Consider the following 17640-nt stretch of genomic DNA (forward strand, 5'->3'; position numbering starts at 1 on the left):
CGTTGCCCGCGTTGCGCCCTCTCAATCCGTTGTTCGCAGGGCCGGATGCCAGACCAGTTGTGGCACGCTGGGCGGTTCGACCACCACGGCCGCGTTCTGGTCGAATCCGACCAGCCAGGCATCCAGCTCGGAGGCGCCCATCCCCAGCACGCAGTAGCCGGGCTCGTCGGGCCAGTGGCCGGCCGGGTCCCGGTGGACCGTGGGCCAGCAGTGCCAGCCGGCCTGCGCGAGATCGCGTTCGAGGCGGGCCTGTCGCGCGCGGTTCTCCGGCTCCGGTACAAGGTGGCTGCGCGGGTTCCATGCGGTCAGCAGGCTGGCCCGGCTCACCCCCTGTGCCTGCAGGGCGGCCTCGAGACGCGGGTCGCGCTGGCCGATGCGCAGGAACAACGTCTGCCCGGGGGCCTCGATCCGGTAGTGCGTGGCGGCGTAGGCCCGGGTCAGCGCCGCCTTTGTCTCGGGCGTGTCGATCGGTGTCCCGTCCCCTCTTGAGTTTGGCGCCATCCCGGGGCACTCTCGCGTGTGGTCGTGTGGATTCACGATCACACAGGGGGACAGCATGCGCGTCAAGGATTGGACTCAGACCTGCCGGGCGGTCGGTGACGACCCGACGATTGCGCGGGCGCATGCCCCGGGGGCCGGAAGGCCGGCGGGCTGATCGTGTCCGTTGATCGCCTGCGCGTCCCGGGAATCACCAGCGTGTTTGCGCTGGTGCTGCTGCTGGTCGCGGCAATCGCGGTCTTCAGCTGGTTGCGGGTGCAACACCTGCAGCAGGACATCCAGACCCTCACCGAGGAACACATCCAGAAAGTCGACCATGTCCACCGCATGCGCAGCCTGGTGCGCGAGCGAGTGCTGCGCGCCTCGCTGGTGGTGAGCGCGGAGGACACCGCGCTGCAGGAACGCTACCACCGGGAGTTTCGCGATCTCGCGCCCCAGTTCGTCGAGACGCTGGCGGCGGCCGAGGCACAGGCGGAAGGGGCCGCGGATCGCCAGCGCATGCAGGAGTTGCGCGAGCTGACTTCGATCGGCGCCCCGCTGCTCGAAGATATTGTCGATCTCGCGCTGGTCGGGGACCGTAACGAGGCCCTGGGCATGCTGTACGCCGATCTGATGCCGATCCAGGAGGAAGTCCTGGGGCAGATGGAACGCATCCTGGAGAACTTTCACCGCGACAACGCCCAGGCGATCGAGGCCATGGCGCAACGCCATGAACAAAGCCAGGAATGGATGCTCTGGGCGACTGTTCTGGCGGCCGTTCTGATCGTTCTGCTCGGGGGGCGTGTGCGTTATCGCCTGCGGCGCAACCACCAGGCGCTGCAGGAAGAGTTGCGCGAGCGTGCGCGAGTGGAGGCGCGCCTGCGCGAGACCCAGGGGGGGCTGGAGGCGGCAGTGGCGCGCCGCACGGCGGAGCTCGAGGAGACCACGGCGCGCCTGGAAGAGGCACAACGCAGCGCAGGTGCGGGGTTCTGGGACTGGGATATCCGCAACGGTCAGTTGAACTGGTCCGCCCATGTGTTCGAACTCTTCGGGCTGGATCCCAGACTGAACGAGGCGGGCTTCGAGTCCTACATCCATGCGGTGCATCCCGATGACCGCGCGCGCGCACGGCGCACCATCAACCAGGCGCTGGCCAGCGAGGCGGTGTATCGCGTCGATCACCGGGTCGTGCGTCCGGATGGGGGGGTGCGTCATGTGCGCGTGGAAGGCGAGATCGCCCGTGACGACACGGGTCGGCCATTGCAGGTCCTGGGAATGGTGCGGGATGTCACCCTCGAGAAGGCCTCCGAGGAACGCCTCTGGCATCAGGCCCATCATGATTCGCTGACCGGCCTCGCCAACCGCAGCCTGTTCCAGGAACACCTGCGCCAAGCCATGCGCCGTGCCCAGCGCAACGAGACGGGGCTGGCCCTGGTGGTCTGCGACCTGGACGGCTTCAAGCCAATCAACGACCGCCTGGGTCACGACGCGGGCGATGTGGTGCTGGTGACGGTGGCCGGGCGCCTGCGCGAAGGGGTGCGCGAGAGCGATGTGGTGGCCCGCATGGGCGGTGACGAGTTTGTGATCCTGCTGGAGAACATGGACGACCCGGATGCCCTGCTCGGGGTCGGGCTGAAACTGATTGAACGCTTTGCCGAGCCCATCGAGGTCAATCGCGAGGCGGTGCAGGTGGGGCTCAGCATGGGCGCGGCCCTGTACCCGCATGACAGTGCGGACCCGGAGGGCCTGATGCTGCAGGCGGATCGTGCGATGTATGCGGCCAAGGAGGCCGGGGGCGGTGGAATCGTGCTGCACGAACAGGTCGATGTCAGCCGCGTCAGCCAGGCGGGTACGCGGCATCGCCGGCGCGGGCCACTGGGCTGTGGCCTTGGTCTGGAGACCCGCTAATCAGCCTTGGCGGTGCACGGCCGGGGTGACGTTACGTTCCAGCCAGGCCGCGAATTCGTCTTCCGCGATCGGTTCGCCGTAGAGGAACCCCTGGAAACGTGTGCAGCCCAGGGCCAGCAGGCGCTGGCGCTGGGCCTCCTGCGCCACGCCCTCGGCGATCACCCGCAGGCCCATGTTGTGGCCGATATCGAGGATGTTCTCGATCAGCATCTGTTCGCCCTTGTGAACCAGCTCGTCGATGAACGACTTGTCGATCTTGAGCTCGTCCAGCGGCAGATCGCGCAGATAGGCCAGCGACGAATACCCCGTGCCGAAATCGTCCAGTGCCACCTGGACACCGAACTTGCGCAGGGCCCGCAGCTTGGCGATGGCGTCGGACAGGTCGCGCAGCAGACCCGACTCGGTCACCTCCAGGGTGATCCGGCCGGGGTCCAGCTCGGTAGCCTCCACGCGCTCCCTGAGCTGTTCGACGAAATCGGGGCGGGCCAGCTGCCAGGGCGAGATGTTGATGGCCACGCGAGGCGGCAGCGGCAGGCCCCGGGCGTGCCAGCCCCGAAGGTTATCCAGGGCGTGTTCGATGACCCAGGTGCCGATGGAGTGGATCAGCCCGGTCTCCTCGGCGATGGGGATGAACAGTGCCGGGCTGACCGGGCCCAGTCCCGGGTGTGTCCAGCGCAACAGTGCCTCGACACCGATCAAATGCCCCTGGGCATCGAACTGGGCCTGGTAGTCCAGATGCATCTCCCGGTTCGCCAGGGCCTGGCGCAACCCCTCCTCGATCTGCAGGCGGGCGTGAGCCTCGTCCTGCAGGGCATGGCGGTAGAACTGCACTCCACCGCGTCCCGCCCGCTTCGCCTGATACAGCGCGATGTCGGCATGGCGCAAGGCATCCGAGGAGGTCTGACCTGCGTCCGGGAACAGCACGCAGCCCAGGCTGGCGCCGACGCTGAAGGTGCGTTCCCCCACCACAATCGGGTGCTGCAGGGCGTCCAGCAGCCGGTGGGCCGCGTCGTTGACCGTGGCCTCGGTCGCCTGACGTGATGCGCGTCGGGGATGGATCAGGGTGGCGAACTCGTCTCCGCCCAGGCGTACCACCAGCGCCTTTTCGGGTGCGTTCTGGCGCAGGCGGTCGGCGACCGCGGCCAGCACGGTGTCACCGACCGCGTGCCCCAGGGCATCGTTGATGGTCTTGAAGTGGTCCAGATCGATCAGGATGAGCCCGCCATGCAGACCCCCGTGATAGGCCAGATCCAGATCCCGGGTCAGCGCATCGTGCAGCTGGGTGCGATTGGCCAGGCCGGTTAGCGGGTCGTGATAGGCAAGTCGGCGGATATGTTCCTCGCCTTCCAGTCGTTCGAGTTCGGCCGCGGCCCGGTCGGCAAAGATCTCGAGGATGCCGGCTGCCTGCTCGGTCTCGTCCAGCGGGTAGCGATTGACGATGGCGAAGTGTCCGAGCTCGCGCCCTTGGCTGTCGAGCATGGGAGCCCCGAGATAGCTGCGAGCCCCCATCTCCACCAGGAGCCCGTCTTGCGGAAATAGCTCCTGAACGTGGTCGGGGTAGACGCACAGGCCGCGCGCGAGCACTTCGTCACAGGGGGTTCCGGTCAGGGCGTAGCGGATGTTGTCCACCAGCTCGCCACCCTGACAAAGTGCCTTTGTCTCGATATGGCCAGGCATGTCCGGGACATTGACACCCACCAGGGCATAGTCGGCACGAAAGACCTCGCGCAGCCGCAGTACCAGATTCTGGAAGAAGCTCTCCCGGTCGTGGGCGCGAAAACCCTGGGCGATCACGCGCAGGGCCTCTTCGCCACGCCGGGCGAGCGTGATGTCCTCCTGCATCACGATGACGTCCTGCACCTCGCCCCGGTGGTCCTTCAGGGGGTAAACGCAACCCTTCAACCAGCGGTTCCCCGCCTGTTGGGTGACAGGGTCGAGCCCCGTTCGATCAGCAAACGGCCCGATGTACTGCCGTTCGCCCCGAGCCGCTGCGCGGACCGCCTCGGTGATGCGTCCGTCGATGGGATCAGGGCAGTGCAACACGCTGGAATCCCGCACGCGTTCGCCATCGCGCCCGTGCATCGCTTCCCAGGCGGCGTTCACCTGGCGCACTCGGCCCTCGGGCGTCAGCACCTCTACCGCGACGGGGGCTTGCTGCACCAGGTCGCGAAAGCGGTGTTCCGATTCACGCACGCGTTCCTGGGTCTCCCGGTGCAGCGCCAGGCTCATGACCAGGATCATACCCAGATAGCCGAACACCGCGAGGGGAATGGAATCGATGGCACCAAGCCGTACCAGGGCGCCCTGGGCCGTCCCCAGCAGGAACAGCACGATCGCTCCCAGCAGGACCAGGGGGCTCGTGCCACCCTCGCGCAGCCACCGATGCAACAGTGCCCACAGGGCGAAGCCGAACACCAGCAGCAGACCGGACAGCCCCAGCAGAAACCACGGGCTCGAGGGGCCTGCCGCGAGCGATACCGTCTCGCCCCAGGGCAGGGTCACCGTGCGCAGCTCCGCGGCCTCGCCCAGCTGCAACCCATAGGGCTGTTGGACATTGACGACCCAGACGACGACCACCAGGGCCCCCAGGATTACGAGCAGGCCGCGCGCGGGGGTGCCGGTATAGCGTGCGATGAAGGCAGCGAACAGCACATACAGAGGCGCGATCAGGGCGTAATACGCCTTGATGGGGCCGGTATAGGCCTCAATGGTTGCTGCCTGGTACGACAGGGCAACGCTGATCGCGGCACCTGCAACCAGCAGGCACATCGCGGCAAACAGCAGGTGTTCCGCGCGGCGCAGGCTTTGGGTGGCGTGCAGCAGGTGGGTCGCCGTGGCGTATACGCATAGCCCGGCGAGCAGGTACAGCGCTGCGATCAGTGGACCGTCCATGATCGACCCCCTGGGTCAGGGTTTTCCCTTTAGTGTTAGCGGCGAAAACCCATACTCTCTTGAGAGTTAAGCACAGCCGGGGCCGGTTTGCGCGCCGCGGGGGCGACTTACAAGTACGGGGTCAGCAGGCGTGCGGCGCCGTCGCGCAGTCGGGCGGGCAGGCTGCGGGCGTGAACATCGTCCAGCGTCAGCGGGTGGGAACGCGAACGCAGGTCCTCCGCCCAGTCGGCCAGCTGTTGTGCCAGCTCGCGGTCCAGGCATTCGAGGTTGCACTCGAAGTTGAGCCGCAGGCTGCGCGGGTCCCAGTTGGCCGATCCCACCAGGATCCATTCACGGTCGACCAGCATCAGCTTGGAGTGGTTGAACGGAGGGGGCGTTAGCCAGATGCGGCACCCGCGCGTGAGGATCTCTCCGTGCAGCGGGCGGCCGGCCCATTCGACCAGGCGCAGGTTGTTGCGTGCGGGCAGGAGCAGATCAACCTCGATACCCCGTAACGCTGCGGCCTTGAGGGCCCCCAGCAGCTCCAGGTCGGGCAGGAAGTAGGGCGTGACCACGGTGATGCGTTCGCGCGCCTCCGCGATTGCGGCCAGCAGGGTGAACTTGATGACCTCGAAGTCCTCATCGGGGCCGTCCGGCAGGGCGCGGCACAAGAGCGCACCGGCCGGGCGCGACATCTCCGGGAACCAGGGTGCACCTTCCAGTTTCTCCTGGGTGCTGAATTGCCAGTCTTCCGCGAATATCCGCTGGAGCTGCAGGCAGATCGGTCCGCGAACCTCGAAGTGCAGATCCTGTATAGGGTGCGGTCCCGGATCGCTCGCGCTGTGCCCGCGGCGGATATTCATGCCGCCGGTGAAGCCGTGTTCGCCATCCACCAGCAGCATCTTGCGGTGATTGCGCAGATTGAATGCGGCGAGGGTGCGCGGCAGGTGATGCACGGGCATGAAGGCGGCGGCCGGGATGCCGGCCCGCCTGAGAAAACGCAGGGTATTGCGGCGGCTGTAGCGGGCACCGATACCGTCGATCAGCACACGCACCTCGACACCGCGGTCGCGGGCCGCTTTGAGGTGGCGCACGAAGCGTTGTCCGACCACGTCGTAATCAAAGATGTAGGTCGCCAGGGTGATGCTCCGTGACGCGCCATCGATCGCCTCGAGCATCGCCGCGTAGGCCTGGTCTCCGCTGAGCAGCGGGCGTACCGAATTGCCTGTGCTGGCGCGAAACGGCGCGAGCCGATCGCCACAGCCGAGCAGTCGTGACCAGCGTGGCGGAATGCCCGTCTCGTTGGTGTTGTGCGCCGCGGGGTCGACCAGCAGATGGCCCTCGCGCAGGGCGTGGGCGCGGCGCCGGATGCGGTTGACCCCGAACATCCAGTACAGGATCGATCCTGCCACCGGCAGCAGAACGATCAGGCCCACCCACGCGATGACAGTGCCGGTCTCGCGGCGCTGGAGCAGTGCGTGCATCACACTGGCGGCGGCCAGTGCAAAAGCGGCAAAGGCAGTGATACTGGCGGTCCAGCCGGTACCCAGCACGGCATTCTCCCCGGGAATGGAACGGTGGCGGCGTGATCGCTACAGTACGCGGGCCGGGCGTGCGGTAAAAGGCCGCCATGGTGATCCATCCGCCCTTCGAGAGAGCCGATGACCGATATCGAGACCCCCAGCCTGTTCGCCAACAGTGGCGAGCAGCTGCCGCTGAAGGATTTTACCGAGAAGGCGTACCTGGACTACTCCATGTACGTGATCCTGGACCGTGCGCTGCCGCACATCGGCGACGGACTCAAGCCCGTGCAGCGCCGCATCATCTACGCGATGAGCGAGCTGGGGCTCTCGGCCACGGCCAAGTACAAGAAGTCGGCGCGCACCGTCGGTGACGTGCTCGGCAAGTTCCATCCGCACGGCGACTCGGCGTGCTACGAGGCGATGGTGCTGATGGCGCAGCCCTTCTCCTACCGCTACCCGTTCGTCGACGGGCAGGGCAACTGGGGCTCGCCGGACGATCCCAAGTCCTTCGCCGCGATGCGCTACACCGAGTCACGCCTGTCGCGCTACGCACAGCTGCTGCTCTCGGAGCTGGGGCAGGGCACGGTGGACTGGGTGCCGAACTTCGACGGCGCGCTGGAGGAGCCGAAGATGCTCCCGGCGCGGCTGCCGAACGTGCTGCTGAACGGCGGCTCCGGGATCGCGGTGGGCATGGCCACCGACATCCCGCCGCACAATCTGCGCGAGGTGGCCGCGGCCTGCGTGCACCTGCTGGAAAACCCCAAGGCGACGGTCGCGGAGCTGTGCGAGCACCTGCCGGCGCCGGACTTTCCCACCGAGGCCGAGATCATTTCCCCGCCCGCGGAGCTGCGAAAGGTCTACGAGACCGGGCAGGGTTCGATCCGCGCGCGGGCGCGCTATGAACGCGAAGGCGACGACATCGTGGTCACCGCGCTGCCGAACCAGGTCTCCGGGGCCAAGCTGCTGGAACAGATCGCCAGCCAGATCCGCGCGAAGAAGCTGCCGATGGTCGAGGACCTGCGCGACGAGTCCGACCACGAGCACCCGACCCGCCTGGTGATTACCCCGCGCTCGAATCGCGTGGATGTCGAGGCGCTGATGGCGCACCTGTTCGCGACCACGGATCTGGAAAAGACCTACCGCGTGAACATGAACGTGATCGGCCTGGACGGCCGACCGCAGGTACGCGACCTGGCCGGGCTGCTCAGTGAATGGCTGAGCTTCCGCATCGAGACCGTGCGCCGGCGCCTGCAGTGGCGTCTGGAGAAGGTGCAGGCGCGACTGCATGTGCTGGAAGGCCTGCTGATCGCCTATCTCAATATCGACGAGGTGATTGCGATCATCCGCGAGTACGACCAGCCCAAGCCCGAACTGATGAGCCGCTTTGGCCTGTCCGACATCCAGGCCGAGGCGATCCTGGAGCTGAAGCTGCGCCACCTGGCCAAGCTCGAGGAAATGAAGATCCGCGGCGAGCAGGACGAACTCAGCGAAGAACGCGACCAGCTGGAGAAGACCCTCGGGTCCGAGCGTCGCCTGCGCACCCAGGTCCGCCGCGAGATCGAGAAGGACGCCGCGGACTACGGCGACGAGCGCCGCTCGCCGCTGGTCCAGCGCGCCGCCGCGCAGGCGCTGGACGAATCCGCGCTGGTGCCCACCGAGCCGCTGACCATCGTGCTGTCGGAGAAGGGCTGGGCGCGCGCAGCCAAGGGCCACGAGGTGGACGCCCGCGGCCTGAACTACAAGGCCGGGGACGCCTTCCAGGCCGCAGTCACCGGGCGCAGCAACCAGCCGGTCGCGTTCATCGACTCCACCGGCCGCACCTACACGATCCCCGCGCATACCCTGCCGTCTGCGCGCGGGCAGGGCGAGCCGCTGTCCGGCCGCGTGAACCCGCCGGAGGGCGCGCGCTTTGTCGGCATGGCCACTGGCGCGGAGGAAGACCGCTGGCTGCTGGGCTCGGATCACGGCTACGGCTTCGTCGCGAAGCTGGGCGATCTGCTGGGCCGGCAGAAGGCCGGCAAGAACGTGCTGACCGTGCCCGATGGGGCCGCCGTGCTGCAGCCGGCCCCGGTGCGCAACCCGCACGAGGACCACATCGCGGTCGTCACCACCCGCGGCTACCTGCTGCTGTTCCCGGCCACCGAGCTGCCGGAGCTGGCGCGCGGCAAGGGCAACAAGCTGATCGGCATCCCGTCCGCGGCCCTCAAGGACGGCTCCGAACGGGTACTCGACGTGGCCGTGCTGTCTCCGCAGGACACCCTGGTCGTGCACGCCGGCAAGCGCTTCAAGGCGCTGGCCCCGGCCGAGTGGGCGGAGTACGTTGGCGAGCGCGCCCGGCGCGGCCGACAGCTGCCGCGCGGCTACCAGAACGCCGACTGGATCGAGGTGCGTCCGGCCTGAACCACGGGGACCAACCGTGGTCTGTGGAGGGGGTCGGGCTTGAATTTTGCGGCCATGCCCCGACTATAAGCACATCCCGAAGATTTAATTGATGGAGTACAGGAAGGCTTCATGAAACGTATTGCGCTGTTTCTGGCGACGAACTTCGCCATCATTATCGTGCTCAGCATCACCCTGCGCCTGCTGGGTGTGGAGCGCATTCTCGACGAGGAGGGGGTCCACCTCGACCTCAATGCGCTGCTGATCTTTGCCGCGGTGTTCGGCTTTGGCGGCTCCTTCATCTCGCTGGCCATCTCCAAGTGGATGGCGAAGAAGACCATGAAGGTCCATGTGATCGACAAGCCGCGCAATGCGACCGAGCAGTGGCTGGTGGAGACGGTGCAGCGCCAGGCCCGCGAGTCCGGGATCGGCATGCCGGAGGTGGGCATCTACGACTCCCCGGACCCGAACGCCTTCGCTACCGGCATGAGCAAGAACAACGCGCTGGTCGCGGTCAGCACCGGGCTGATGCAGAACATGAGCCAGGGCGAGGTCGAGGCTGTGCTGGGCCACGAGGTCGGGCACGTGGCCAATGGCGACATGGTCACGCTGGCGCTGATCCAGGGCGTGGTGAACACCTTCGTGATCTTCCTGGCACGTGTGGCCGGTCATTTCGTCGACCGCGTGGTGTTCAAGAACGAGGCGGGCCATGGCCCGGCGTTCTGGATCACGACCATCGTCACCGAGATCATCCTGGCGATCCTCGCCTCGATTATCGTCATGTGGTTCTCCCGTCAGCGCGAGTTCCGGGCCGACGAGGCGGGCGCGAAGCTCGCCGGTCGCGACAAGATGATCGGTGCGCTGGAGTCGCTGGCGCGCGCGTCGGGACGTCCGGTGGACATGCCCGATCAGATGGCCGCCTTCGGCATCCGTGGGGGCATGGCCCAGGGGCTGAAGAAGCTGTTCATGAGCCACCCGCCGATCGAGCAGCGCATCGCGGCGCTGCGGGCAAACAGCTGATCCGTATCGGGTCGTCAGGCAGGAATCGGGAAGGCCGCCCACAGGGCGGCCTTCTTCGTTTGGGGGGGCGGGTCCGCTCGTAGGATGCGTTGAGCGAAGCGAAACGCATCAATAATAGCGTCCGCGGCCAGGCTGGCCGCCAGCGGCGAGAGCCGCATCCCCGACCAACGGGTTGCTGCGGCGCTCCTCCCCGAAGGTCGACTCCGGACCGTGCCCGGGCACGAAGCGCACATCGTCGCCCAGCGGCCAGAGGCGCTGGGTGATGGATTCGATCAGTTGCGGCCCGTTGCCGCGCGGGAAGTCGCTGCGCCCGATGGCACCATGAAACAGCACGTCACCCACCAGGGCGAGGCGGCTTTCGCGATCGAAGAACACGATATGACCCGGGGTGTGCCCCGGGCAGTGGAGTACCTCCAGCGTTGCCTCGCCCAGCGATAGTTTCTCGCCATCGTGCAGCCAGCGGTCGGGTACCAGCGCAGGCATCTCGGGAAAACCGAACATCTGGCACTGCATCGGCAGCTGATCCAGCCAGAAGGCATCCTCGGCCTGTGGGCCCAGGATCGGGATGTTGCAGCGCCGGGCCATCTCGGCAGCCGCACCAACGTGGTCGAGGTGGCCATGGGTTAGCAGGATGCAGTCCAGCCGTACTTCTTCTCGCCTTGCGATCTCGATCAACGTGTTGGCTTCGGCCCCGGGGTCCACCCAGGCGGCGGCAAGTGTCCGGTCGCACCAGATCAGGGTGGCGTTCTGGGCCAGCGCGGTCACGGGATGGCTCAAGTGGCGGAGCATAGGGCTGCATCAATCCGTAGTGAGAACACGATTGTGCCTTTTTTCAGTTCGTGACGAGAATCCGGGAATAGAACGCGCGCCTCTGCGTCCTTACGGGTGTGCAGGTCTTGAAAAAAGCGGTCGAGCGGAGTGGCCCACGAGTACGACCCCCTGCGTACGAGGCCGCTTGACAAGAAGATCGCTATATTAGAAGATTTGCATACGCTGTTTGTTGACCCCCTGTCAGCATCAGCGGACTCCTCCATCCTCCTTTGGTGGTTTTCTTGGCGCGGGCTTCGACCCGCGCTTTTTTTTTGCCCGGAATTCGCATCCCGCCAAAGCCCTGCCTAACATGGCAGCGATGTCCTGGCCCCCGAACGTCCGATGCCCACACGCCTGAACAGTCTGCGCAATGCGGTGTTGCTGTTTGTCCTGCTGCCCCTGCTGCTGGTGGTCGCGGGTACGGTGACGCTCGGGCTGCAGGAGTTCCAGACCCAGATGGAAAACCGCATGCAGGCCGATATCGAGCTGGTCGCACGCTCCATTCGCCTGCCGGTAGCCACCGCGATGATGGATCAGGACGTGACCACGGTGCAGCAGTCACTGGACTCGCTGTTCCAGATCGACCAGGTGTTTGGCGTCTACGTCTATGACGCCCAGGGCGACATGGTCGCTACCAGCGGACCGCCCAGCCCCACGATCCGCCACCCGGGCGAGGCCCAGGCGATCAGCGAGACCGGCAGCCTCGGTGCGTTCGACGAGCACCAGGGACGCGAGGTGTTCTCGTTCTTCCTGCCGCTGTCGGACTCCGCCGGGCGTATCGTCGGTCTGTTGCAGGTGACCCGCGACGTCTCGCCGTTCCGCGCCTATGTCTCGCAGCTGCGCTGGCAGGGAGGCATGGTGATGCTGGCGGTCAGCGTGCTGTTCCTGCTGGTGGTGCTGATTGGCCACCATCGTGCGGTCGGGCGTCATGTCGCGCGCCTGATCGGTGCCATGCGGGATATCGGCGAGGGCCAGCGCGGGCTGCGAGCCCCGGAGAGGGGCCCCTGGGAACTGCGCCGTCTGGCGATCACGATGAACGGGATGCTGGAGCGCCGCGAGGCCTCCGAGGCCGCGTTGCAGGCCCAGCGCGAGGAGCAGGCGCGGCTGGAGGAAAAACTGCGTCACTCGGAAAAGCTGGCGGCCATCGGCCAGCTGGCGGCCGGGGTCGCGCACGAACTGGGCACGCCCCTGGGGATTATCGCCGGGCGCGCCCAGCGCGCCGCGCGACGACTTCCCGAGGGCGAACCCGCGCACAAGGAGATGAAGGAACTGCAGACCGAACTCGAGCGCGTGGAGATTATCGTGCGCCAGCTCCTGGATTTTGCGCGACGCAATCCACTGCAGCAGCGCCCGCTGGAACTGGAAGGGCTGGTGCGCGAGATCGTGGCGCGCGTGCAGGAGCGTGGCAAGGGCCGCGAGCGGGTACGCTTTGATCTGGATGGAGGGCCGCTGACCGTGGCGGCCGACCGGCTGCGTCTGGGGCAGGCCCTGGAGAACCTGATCGACAACGCCGCGCAGGCCGCTGCCGAATGCGTACGGGTGAGCTGGTCTTGCCAGGGCGACACGCTCGAATTCGTGGTGGCCGACGACGGCCCGCGCGTGGGGCGCGGCATCTCGGATGAGCAGGCCGAACGCCTTTTCGAACCCTTCTTTACGACCAAGCCGACGGGCGAGGGGACTGGCCTGGGGCTGGCGGTCGCACAGGTGGCGCTGGAGGATCATGGCGGTCAGGTAAGGCTGGATCGCGACGATCCGCAACTCACGCGCTTTGTAGTCACGCTGCCGCTCGCTTCCGGCGCCTGTCGCGAAGGGGAGTCGGAACCGTCCGGGTCGGAGTCGGTCCAGGACGCGCAGGCAACAGGTGGAGGAGCGGCATGAGCATGTCCCGGGGTGACGAACTGAACGATCGCGTGCTGATCGTCGAGGACGACCGGGGGCATCGCGAGCTCCTGGCCGAGGAACTGGCCGAGGTGGGTTATACGGTCACCGCGGTGGAGTCGGCCGAGGAGGCCGAGCAGGTCCTGCGTCAGCAAACCGCTTCGCTGGTGGTCAGTGATCTGCGTCTGCCCGGTGCCGATGGCTTCCGCGTTCTGGAGGTGGCGCGCGACACGGTGCCGGTGCCCGGGTTCATCATGCTCACTGGCTTCGGCACCATCGATCAGGCCGTGACGGCACTGAAGGCGGGTGCGGATGACTTCCTGACCAAGCCGGTCGATCTGGACCACCTGCGCCTGGCGGCCGAGCGGGTCGCCGAGGCCCGCCGCCTGCGGGCGGAGGTGCGCCAGTATCGCGAGGTCCTCGCTGCCGACGAGAGCTTCCATGGAATGCAGGGCAAGAGCCCGGCCATGCTCAAGTTGCACGACCTGATTCGGCGGATCGCCGCGGCCGATGGCAGCGTGCTCATTACCGGCGAATCGGGGACCGGCAAGGAGCTGGTTGCCCGCGCCCTGCATGCGGAAAGTGACCGCGCCAACGGGCCGTTCATTGCGCTGAACTGCGCGGGGATCCCGGAGACCTTGCTGGAGTCGGAGCTGCTGGGGCATGTCGCCGGGGCCTTCAGTGGGGCCAAGGGCGCGCGCCGGGGTCTTTTCACGGAAGCCGATGGCGGCACGCTGTTCCTGGACGAGATCGCCGAGATGCCGGTGGCGATGCAGAGCAAGCTGCTGCGGCTGCTGCAGGACGGGCGGGTCCGCCCGGTGGGCTCGAACGAGGAGATCGAGACGGACGTGCGCATCGTGGCCGCCACACACCAGGACCTGCAGGAACGGATCCGCCAGGAACAATTCCGCGAGGACCTCTATTACCGCCTCGAAACCTTTCGCATCGAGATACCGCCCCTGCGCGAACGGGGGGATGACATCGAGCGCCTGGCGCAGCAGTTCCTGCGCGAACAGGCGCTGGCGCGCGGGCTACCCGCGCGTGAGCTGAGTCCCGAGGCGATGCGCGCCTTGCTGCGCTACAGCTTTCCCGGGAACGTCCGCGAGCTGGCCAGCCTGATGGAGCGTGCGGCGACCCTCGCAACCGGCGAGGTGATCGAGCTGCGGGATCTGCCCGAGCGTGTGCGCCAGTCAGAGGCCACGAGCGGATCGCATGAATCGTCCGGGGTTGTTTCCGGCGCCGGTCTGCCGGTACCCGGAACCGGCGATGACAGTCACTGGCCCAGTCTGGCCGAGGTCGAACAGGCCTATGTACGCCGGGTCCTGGAGCATGTGGAGGGCAACAAGCAGCGCGCTGCACGCATCCTGGGGATCGGCCGCAAGACGCTCTATCGCAAGCTCGGCGAGAGCGAGGCAGATTCTCCCCGGGAATAAGCGCCTGTGTTTGTGGTCGTGCGTCCTGTCAGACTGACCCTTGCCCTCGATGGGCCGTACTGACCCGGGTCGCCCTGACCCATGTGTCATTTTGACCCGGGCTTTCCCGTGACCCAGGTCCGCACCGTGAAAGCAGGTTTCTTCGTAAGTATCTGAACAAAAACGATCTCGAGTTCTTTGGCCGTTGTTGGCACGGGCCCTGCTATCTCCTTGGGTGCAGTCAACCGAAAGCCAATCGAGCCCATTCCGTTGACTGTGCTGAAACTTCAAATGAAGGAGAGAAGCACTATGTCGACTTTCCGTAAATCTGCTCTTGCCATCGCCATGAGTTCCCTGTTCGCCCTCGGTGGCCTGAGCGCCGCGCAAGCCCAGGGCATGGGCGAAGGTGCCGAGGCACCGGACGAGGATGAACAGGAAGAACAGGGTGGTATGCCGCCCCAGATGATGGTCCAGGCGGGCGAGCCTGCCGCACCGCCGGCCGATGACGACGACGAAGATGAGGGCAACGGCGGCATGCCCCCGCAGCTGACCCAGGCGGGTGAAGCTGGTGCGCCCCCGGCCGAAGAAGATGACGATGACGAGGGCAATGGTGGCGGTATGCCCCCGCAGCTGACCCAGGCGGGTGAAGCTGGTGCGCCTCCGGCCGAAGAAGATGACGACGACGAAGGCAATGGCGGTATGCCCCCGCAGATGGTCCAGGCCGGTGATGCTGCGGGCCCTGCGGACGAAGATGACGACGACGAGGGCAATGGCGGCATGCCTCCGCAAATGGCCCAGGCTGGCGGTGAAGCCCCGGCTGGCGATGATAACGACGATGACGATGACGACGACAGCCCCGACTGGTAAGGGGCTAACGGGCAAGCCGGGCAGTATCCGTCTGCCCGGCCCCCATTCCTGAGGCAGGAGCCTCAGGAATTTTTTTAACCCAGAGGAAGAGGTAGAGAAGATGAGCTTTCGCAAGACCGCACTCGCATTTGCTTTGACTTCCATGTTCGCGATCGGTGGCGTGGCGACCGCGCAGACCGGCGACATGGGTGGTGCACAGGGTGGCGCCGAAGGGGCCCCGCCGCAGGGTGGTGCCGAAGGTGGTGCCCCGCCGCAGGGTGGCCAGCCGCCGGAAGGTGGTGCCCAGGGTGGTCAGCCGCCTGAAGGTGGTGCTCCGCCGGAAGGTGGTGCTGCTGGTGCCCCGCCCGCTCAGGAAGCCCCTGAAGTGGACCTGAGCGAAGAAGATATCGACACGTTCGTGGGCGCCTTTGTGGCCGTCCAGGAAGTGCGCGAAGACTTCGCCAACCGCCTGCAGGAAGCCGAGGATGAAACCGAGGCCCAGTCCATGCAGCAGGAGGCCCAGGACGAAATGGTCAGCGCTGTTGAAGACGCCGGCATGACCGTCGAGGAGTACAACGAGGTGGCCATGGCCCTGCAGAACGATCCCGAATTGATGCAGGAAGTCCAGGAGCGCGCCGAAGCGGAGATGTAATCCGTCTGCGCTTCGGACCCCGGGCCTCGCGCCCGGGTCCAGAAAGGGCCGGCCTTCGTGCCGGCCTTTTTATTGGCTTCTTTCGGGGCGGCTGTTTCCCGGCCGGGAAACGCGCAAGATCCCGAAGGGGCATTCTCTGGCAGGGTATCGATGGGCGTGGGCAATAATCCCCCCGCGTCTCTTGAACCGGGCGGCAGGAAGCGCTATTCTTGCGCGCTTTCTGAATCGCCCCGACATCGGAGCATCAAGACATGAGCACCATCAGCGCCAAGCCGGCTGAAGTCGAACGCGACTGGTTCCTGGTCGACGCCGCGGACAAGACCCTCGGCCGCCTCGCCACGGAAATCGCGCGTCGCCTGCGCGGGAAGCACAAGCCCGTCTATACGCCGCACGTGGACACTGGCGATTACATCGTCGTGATCAACGCGGAAAAGATTCGCGTGTCCGGCAACAAGGCCAGCGACAAAAAGTACTTCCGCCATACCGGCTACCCGGGTGGTATCAAGGAAGCCAATTTCAACCAGATGATTGACCGTCATCCGGAGAAGGTGCTCGAGCTCGCAGTGAAGGGCATGCTGCCGCGCAACCCGCTGGGCCGCGCCATGTTCAAGAAGCTCAAGGTGTACTCCGGTACCGAGCATCGCCACACCGCGCAGCAGCCGCAGCCGCTCGACATCTGACGGCTAAACAGCAAGGGAAATCGATCCGTATGGCTACCAATCAATACTACGGCACCGGCCGTCGCAAGACCTCCTCGGCCCGCGTGTTCCTGCGCCCGGGCACGGGCAACATCACGGTCAACGACAAGCCGCTGGACGAGTTCTTCGGCCGCCAGACCTCGCGCATGGTCGTGCGTCAGCCGCTGGAGGCCACCGAGTCCACCGAGAACTTCGACGTGATCGCGACTGTGGAAGGCGGCGGCGGCAACGGCCAGGCCGGTGCCATTCGTCTGGGCATTGCCCGCGCGCTGGTGCAATACAACGAAGAGATGCGTTCGCCGCTGCGTCGCGGTGGTCATCTGACCCGTGACGCCCGCGAGGTCGAGCGCAAGAAGGTCGGCCTGCGCAAGGCCCGCCGCGCGACCCAGTACTCGAAGCGCTAAACCGCGCTCGAGTGCCGGAGCGTACGGCACCCGGTTTACTGGGGGATCGTCTAGCGGTAGGACTACGGACTCTGACTCCGTCAACCCAGGTTCGAATCCTGGTCCCCCAGCCATCCATAGAGAAGGGCCCCCTCGTGGGGCCCTTCTCTATGGATATTTGAGCGAGCCCAGGGTTCGAACCTGGAAGGTTCGGCGGAGCGCAGCGAAGCACTGCACGCGCAGCGCGCGTGCAGCCCCGAAGGGGTGAGGCGGCGTAGCCGCCGAATCATCCTGGTCCCCCAGCCATGGCGGTGTGCCCCTCGAAGGGGCTCATGAACCGTACCGACTTTTCCGGAGGCTCTGATCCTTGGGAGGATAGAGCGATGAGTGAGACGACACGGTATAGCTCGGAAGTCCGGGAACGGGCGGTGCGGCTGGTGTGGGAGCATCAGGAGGAGTATTCGTCGCAGCATGCGGCGATCCAGTCGATTGCACCGAAGATCGGTTGTACGGCGGAGACGTTGCGGCTGTGGGTCCGCCGTGCGGAGCGCGAGCGGGACGATGCCTCGGCGCTATCCGACAGCGAGCGTGCACGCCTGAAGGCGCTGGAGCGGCAGAACCGCGAGCTCAAGCGCACCAACGAGATCCTGCGCAAGGCTTCGGCGTTTTTTGCCCAGGCGGAGCTCGACCGCCACGAGAAGTGATGCTGGCGTTCATCGACGCCCATCGCGAGGCCTACGGGGTCGAGCCGATCGTCCGGGTACTGCCGATCGCCCCGTCGAC

At 66.3% G+C, this 17640-nt stretch carries 13 protein-coding genes, 1 tRNA gene, 1 pseudogene and 1 other annotated feature; of the genes and pseudogenes, 11 read left to right on the top strand and 4 right to left on the bottom strand.

What is annotated here, in order from left to right:
- Positions 1–21: 21 nt before the first annotated feature.
- On the bottom strand, positions 22–501 hold the full coding sequence (locus tag C995_RS0112785; RefSeq protein ID WP_018865319.1) for a DUF3293 domain-containing protein: 480 nt from the start codon (positions 499–501) through the stop codon (positions 22–24).
- 156 nt (positions 502–657) lie between these two features.
- Between C995_RS0112785 and C995_RS0112790 the strand changes: the two genes are divergently transcribed.
- Positions 658–2385, top strand: coding sequence for a diguanylate cyclase domain-containing protein (locus tag C995_RS0112790; protein WP_018865320.1), 1728 nt, complete (start codon positions 658–660; stop codon positions 2383–2385).
- Here C995_RS0112790 and C995_RS0112795 read toward each other — a convergent pair whose 3' ends face one another.
- Both C995_RS0112795 and C995_RS0112800 read right to left on the bottom strand, forming a co-directional pair.
- Positions 2386–5277 (bottom strand): EAL domain-containing protein, encoded by a 2892-nt coding sequence (locus tag C995_RS0112795; protein ID WP_018865321.1) that lies wholly within the window; start codon positions 5275–5277, stop codon positions 2386–2388.
- Positions 5278–5384: 107 nt separating this feature from the next.
- Entirely contained in the window at positions 5385–6809 is a 1425-nt protein-coding gene (locus C995_RS0112800) for a phospholipase D-like domain-containing protein (protein WP_018865322.1), read from the bottom strand.
- Between the two features lie 108 nt (positions 6810–6917).
- On the opposite strand from C995_RS0112800, the gene parC reads away from it, so the two are divergent.
- Both parC and htpX read left to right on the top strand, forming a co-directional pair.
- Complete coding sequence (gene parC, locus C995_RS0112805; protein ID WP_018865323.1) at positions 6918–9179, top strand: DNA topoisomerase IV subunit A; 2262 nt, start codon at positions 6918–6920, stop codon at positions 9177–9179.
- 111 nt (positions 9180–9290) lie between these two features.
- On the top strand, positions 9291–10178 hold the full coding sequence (gene htpX, locus C995_RS0112810) for a protease HtpX (RefSeq protein WP_018865324.1): 888 nt from the start codon (positions 9291–9293) through the stop codon (positions 10176–10178).
- A gap of 108 nt (positions 10179–10286) precedes the next feature.
- Here the strand turns inward: htpX and C995_RS0112815 are convergent, their stop codons facing one another.
- Positions 10287–10967: an MBL fold metallo-hydrolase gene (locus C995_RS0112815; protein WP_018865325.1), complete on the bottom strand. Its 681-nt coding sequence runs from the start codon at positions 10965–10967 to the stop codon at positions 10287–10289.
- Positions 10968–11330: 363 nt separating this feature from the next.
- Between C995_RS0112815 and C995_RS0112820 the strand changes: the two genes are divergently transcribed.
- The 8 genes and pseudogenes from C995_RS0112820 to C995_RS0112855 form a co-directional block, all read left to right on the top strand.
- Positions 11331–12866, top strand: coding sequence for an ATP-binding protein (locus C995_RS0112820; protein ID WP_018865326.1), 1536 nt, complete (start codon positions 11331–11333; stop codon positions 12864–12866).
- Positions 12863–14299, top strand: a complete 1437-nt coding sequence (locus C995_RS0112825; protein ID WP_018865327.1) for a sigma-54 dependent transcriptional regulator — start codon at positions 12863–12865, stop codon at positions 14297–14299. Before C995_RS0112820 ends, C995_RS0112825 begins: the two co-directional genes overlap by 4 nt.
- 288 nt (positions 14300–14587) lie before the next feature.
- A complete protein-coding gene (locus C995_RS0112830; RefSeq protein ID WP_018865328.1) occupies positions 14588–15145 on the top strand; it encodes a hypothetical protein in 558 nt (185 codons plus the stop codon).
- A gap of 100 nt (positions 15146–15245) precedes the next feature.
- A complete protein-coding gene (locus C995_RS0112835) occupies positions 15246–15776 on the top strand; it encodes a DUF4168 domain-containing protein (protein WP_018865329.1) in 531 nt (176 codons plus the stop codon).
- A 251-nt stretch (positions 15777–16027) separates the two neighbouring features.
- Positions 16028–16456, top strand: a complete 429-nt coding sequence (gene rplM, locus C995_RS0112840; protein WP_012981954.1) for a 50S ribosomal protein L13 — start codon at positions 16028–16030, stop codon at positions 16454–16456.
- A gap of 29 nt (positions 16457–16485) precedes the next feature.
- Positions 16486–16878, top strand: a complete 393-nt coding sequence (gene rpsI / locus C995_RS0112845; RefSeq protein WP_018860552.1) for a 30S ribosomal protein S9 — start codon at positions 16486–16488, stop codon at positions 16876–16878.
- A 39-nt stretch (positions 16879–16917) separates the two neighbouring features.
- Positions 16918–16991, top strand: a tRNA-Gln gene (locus C995_RS0112850).
- Between the two features lie 249 nt (positions 16992–17240).
- Positions 17241–17640 (top strand): annotated as a pseudogene (locus C995_RS0112855) (transposase); the annotation flags it as partial.
- Positions 17519–17635 (top strand) — a sequence feature (AL1L pseudoknot). Its footprint overlaps the pseudogene before it by 117 nt.

Origin of the sequence: Thioalkalivibrio sp. ARh3, assembly GCF_000377265.1 — a bacterium.
Classification (GTDB): Bacteria; Pseudomonadota; Gammaproteobacteria; order Ectothiorhodospirales; family Ectothiorhodospiraceae; genus Thioalkalivibrio; species Thioalkalivibrio thiocyanoxidans.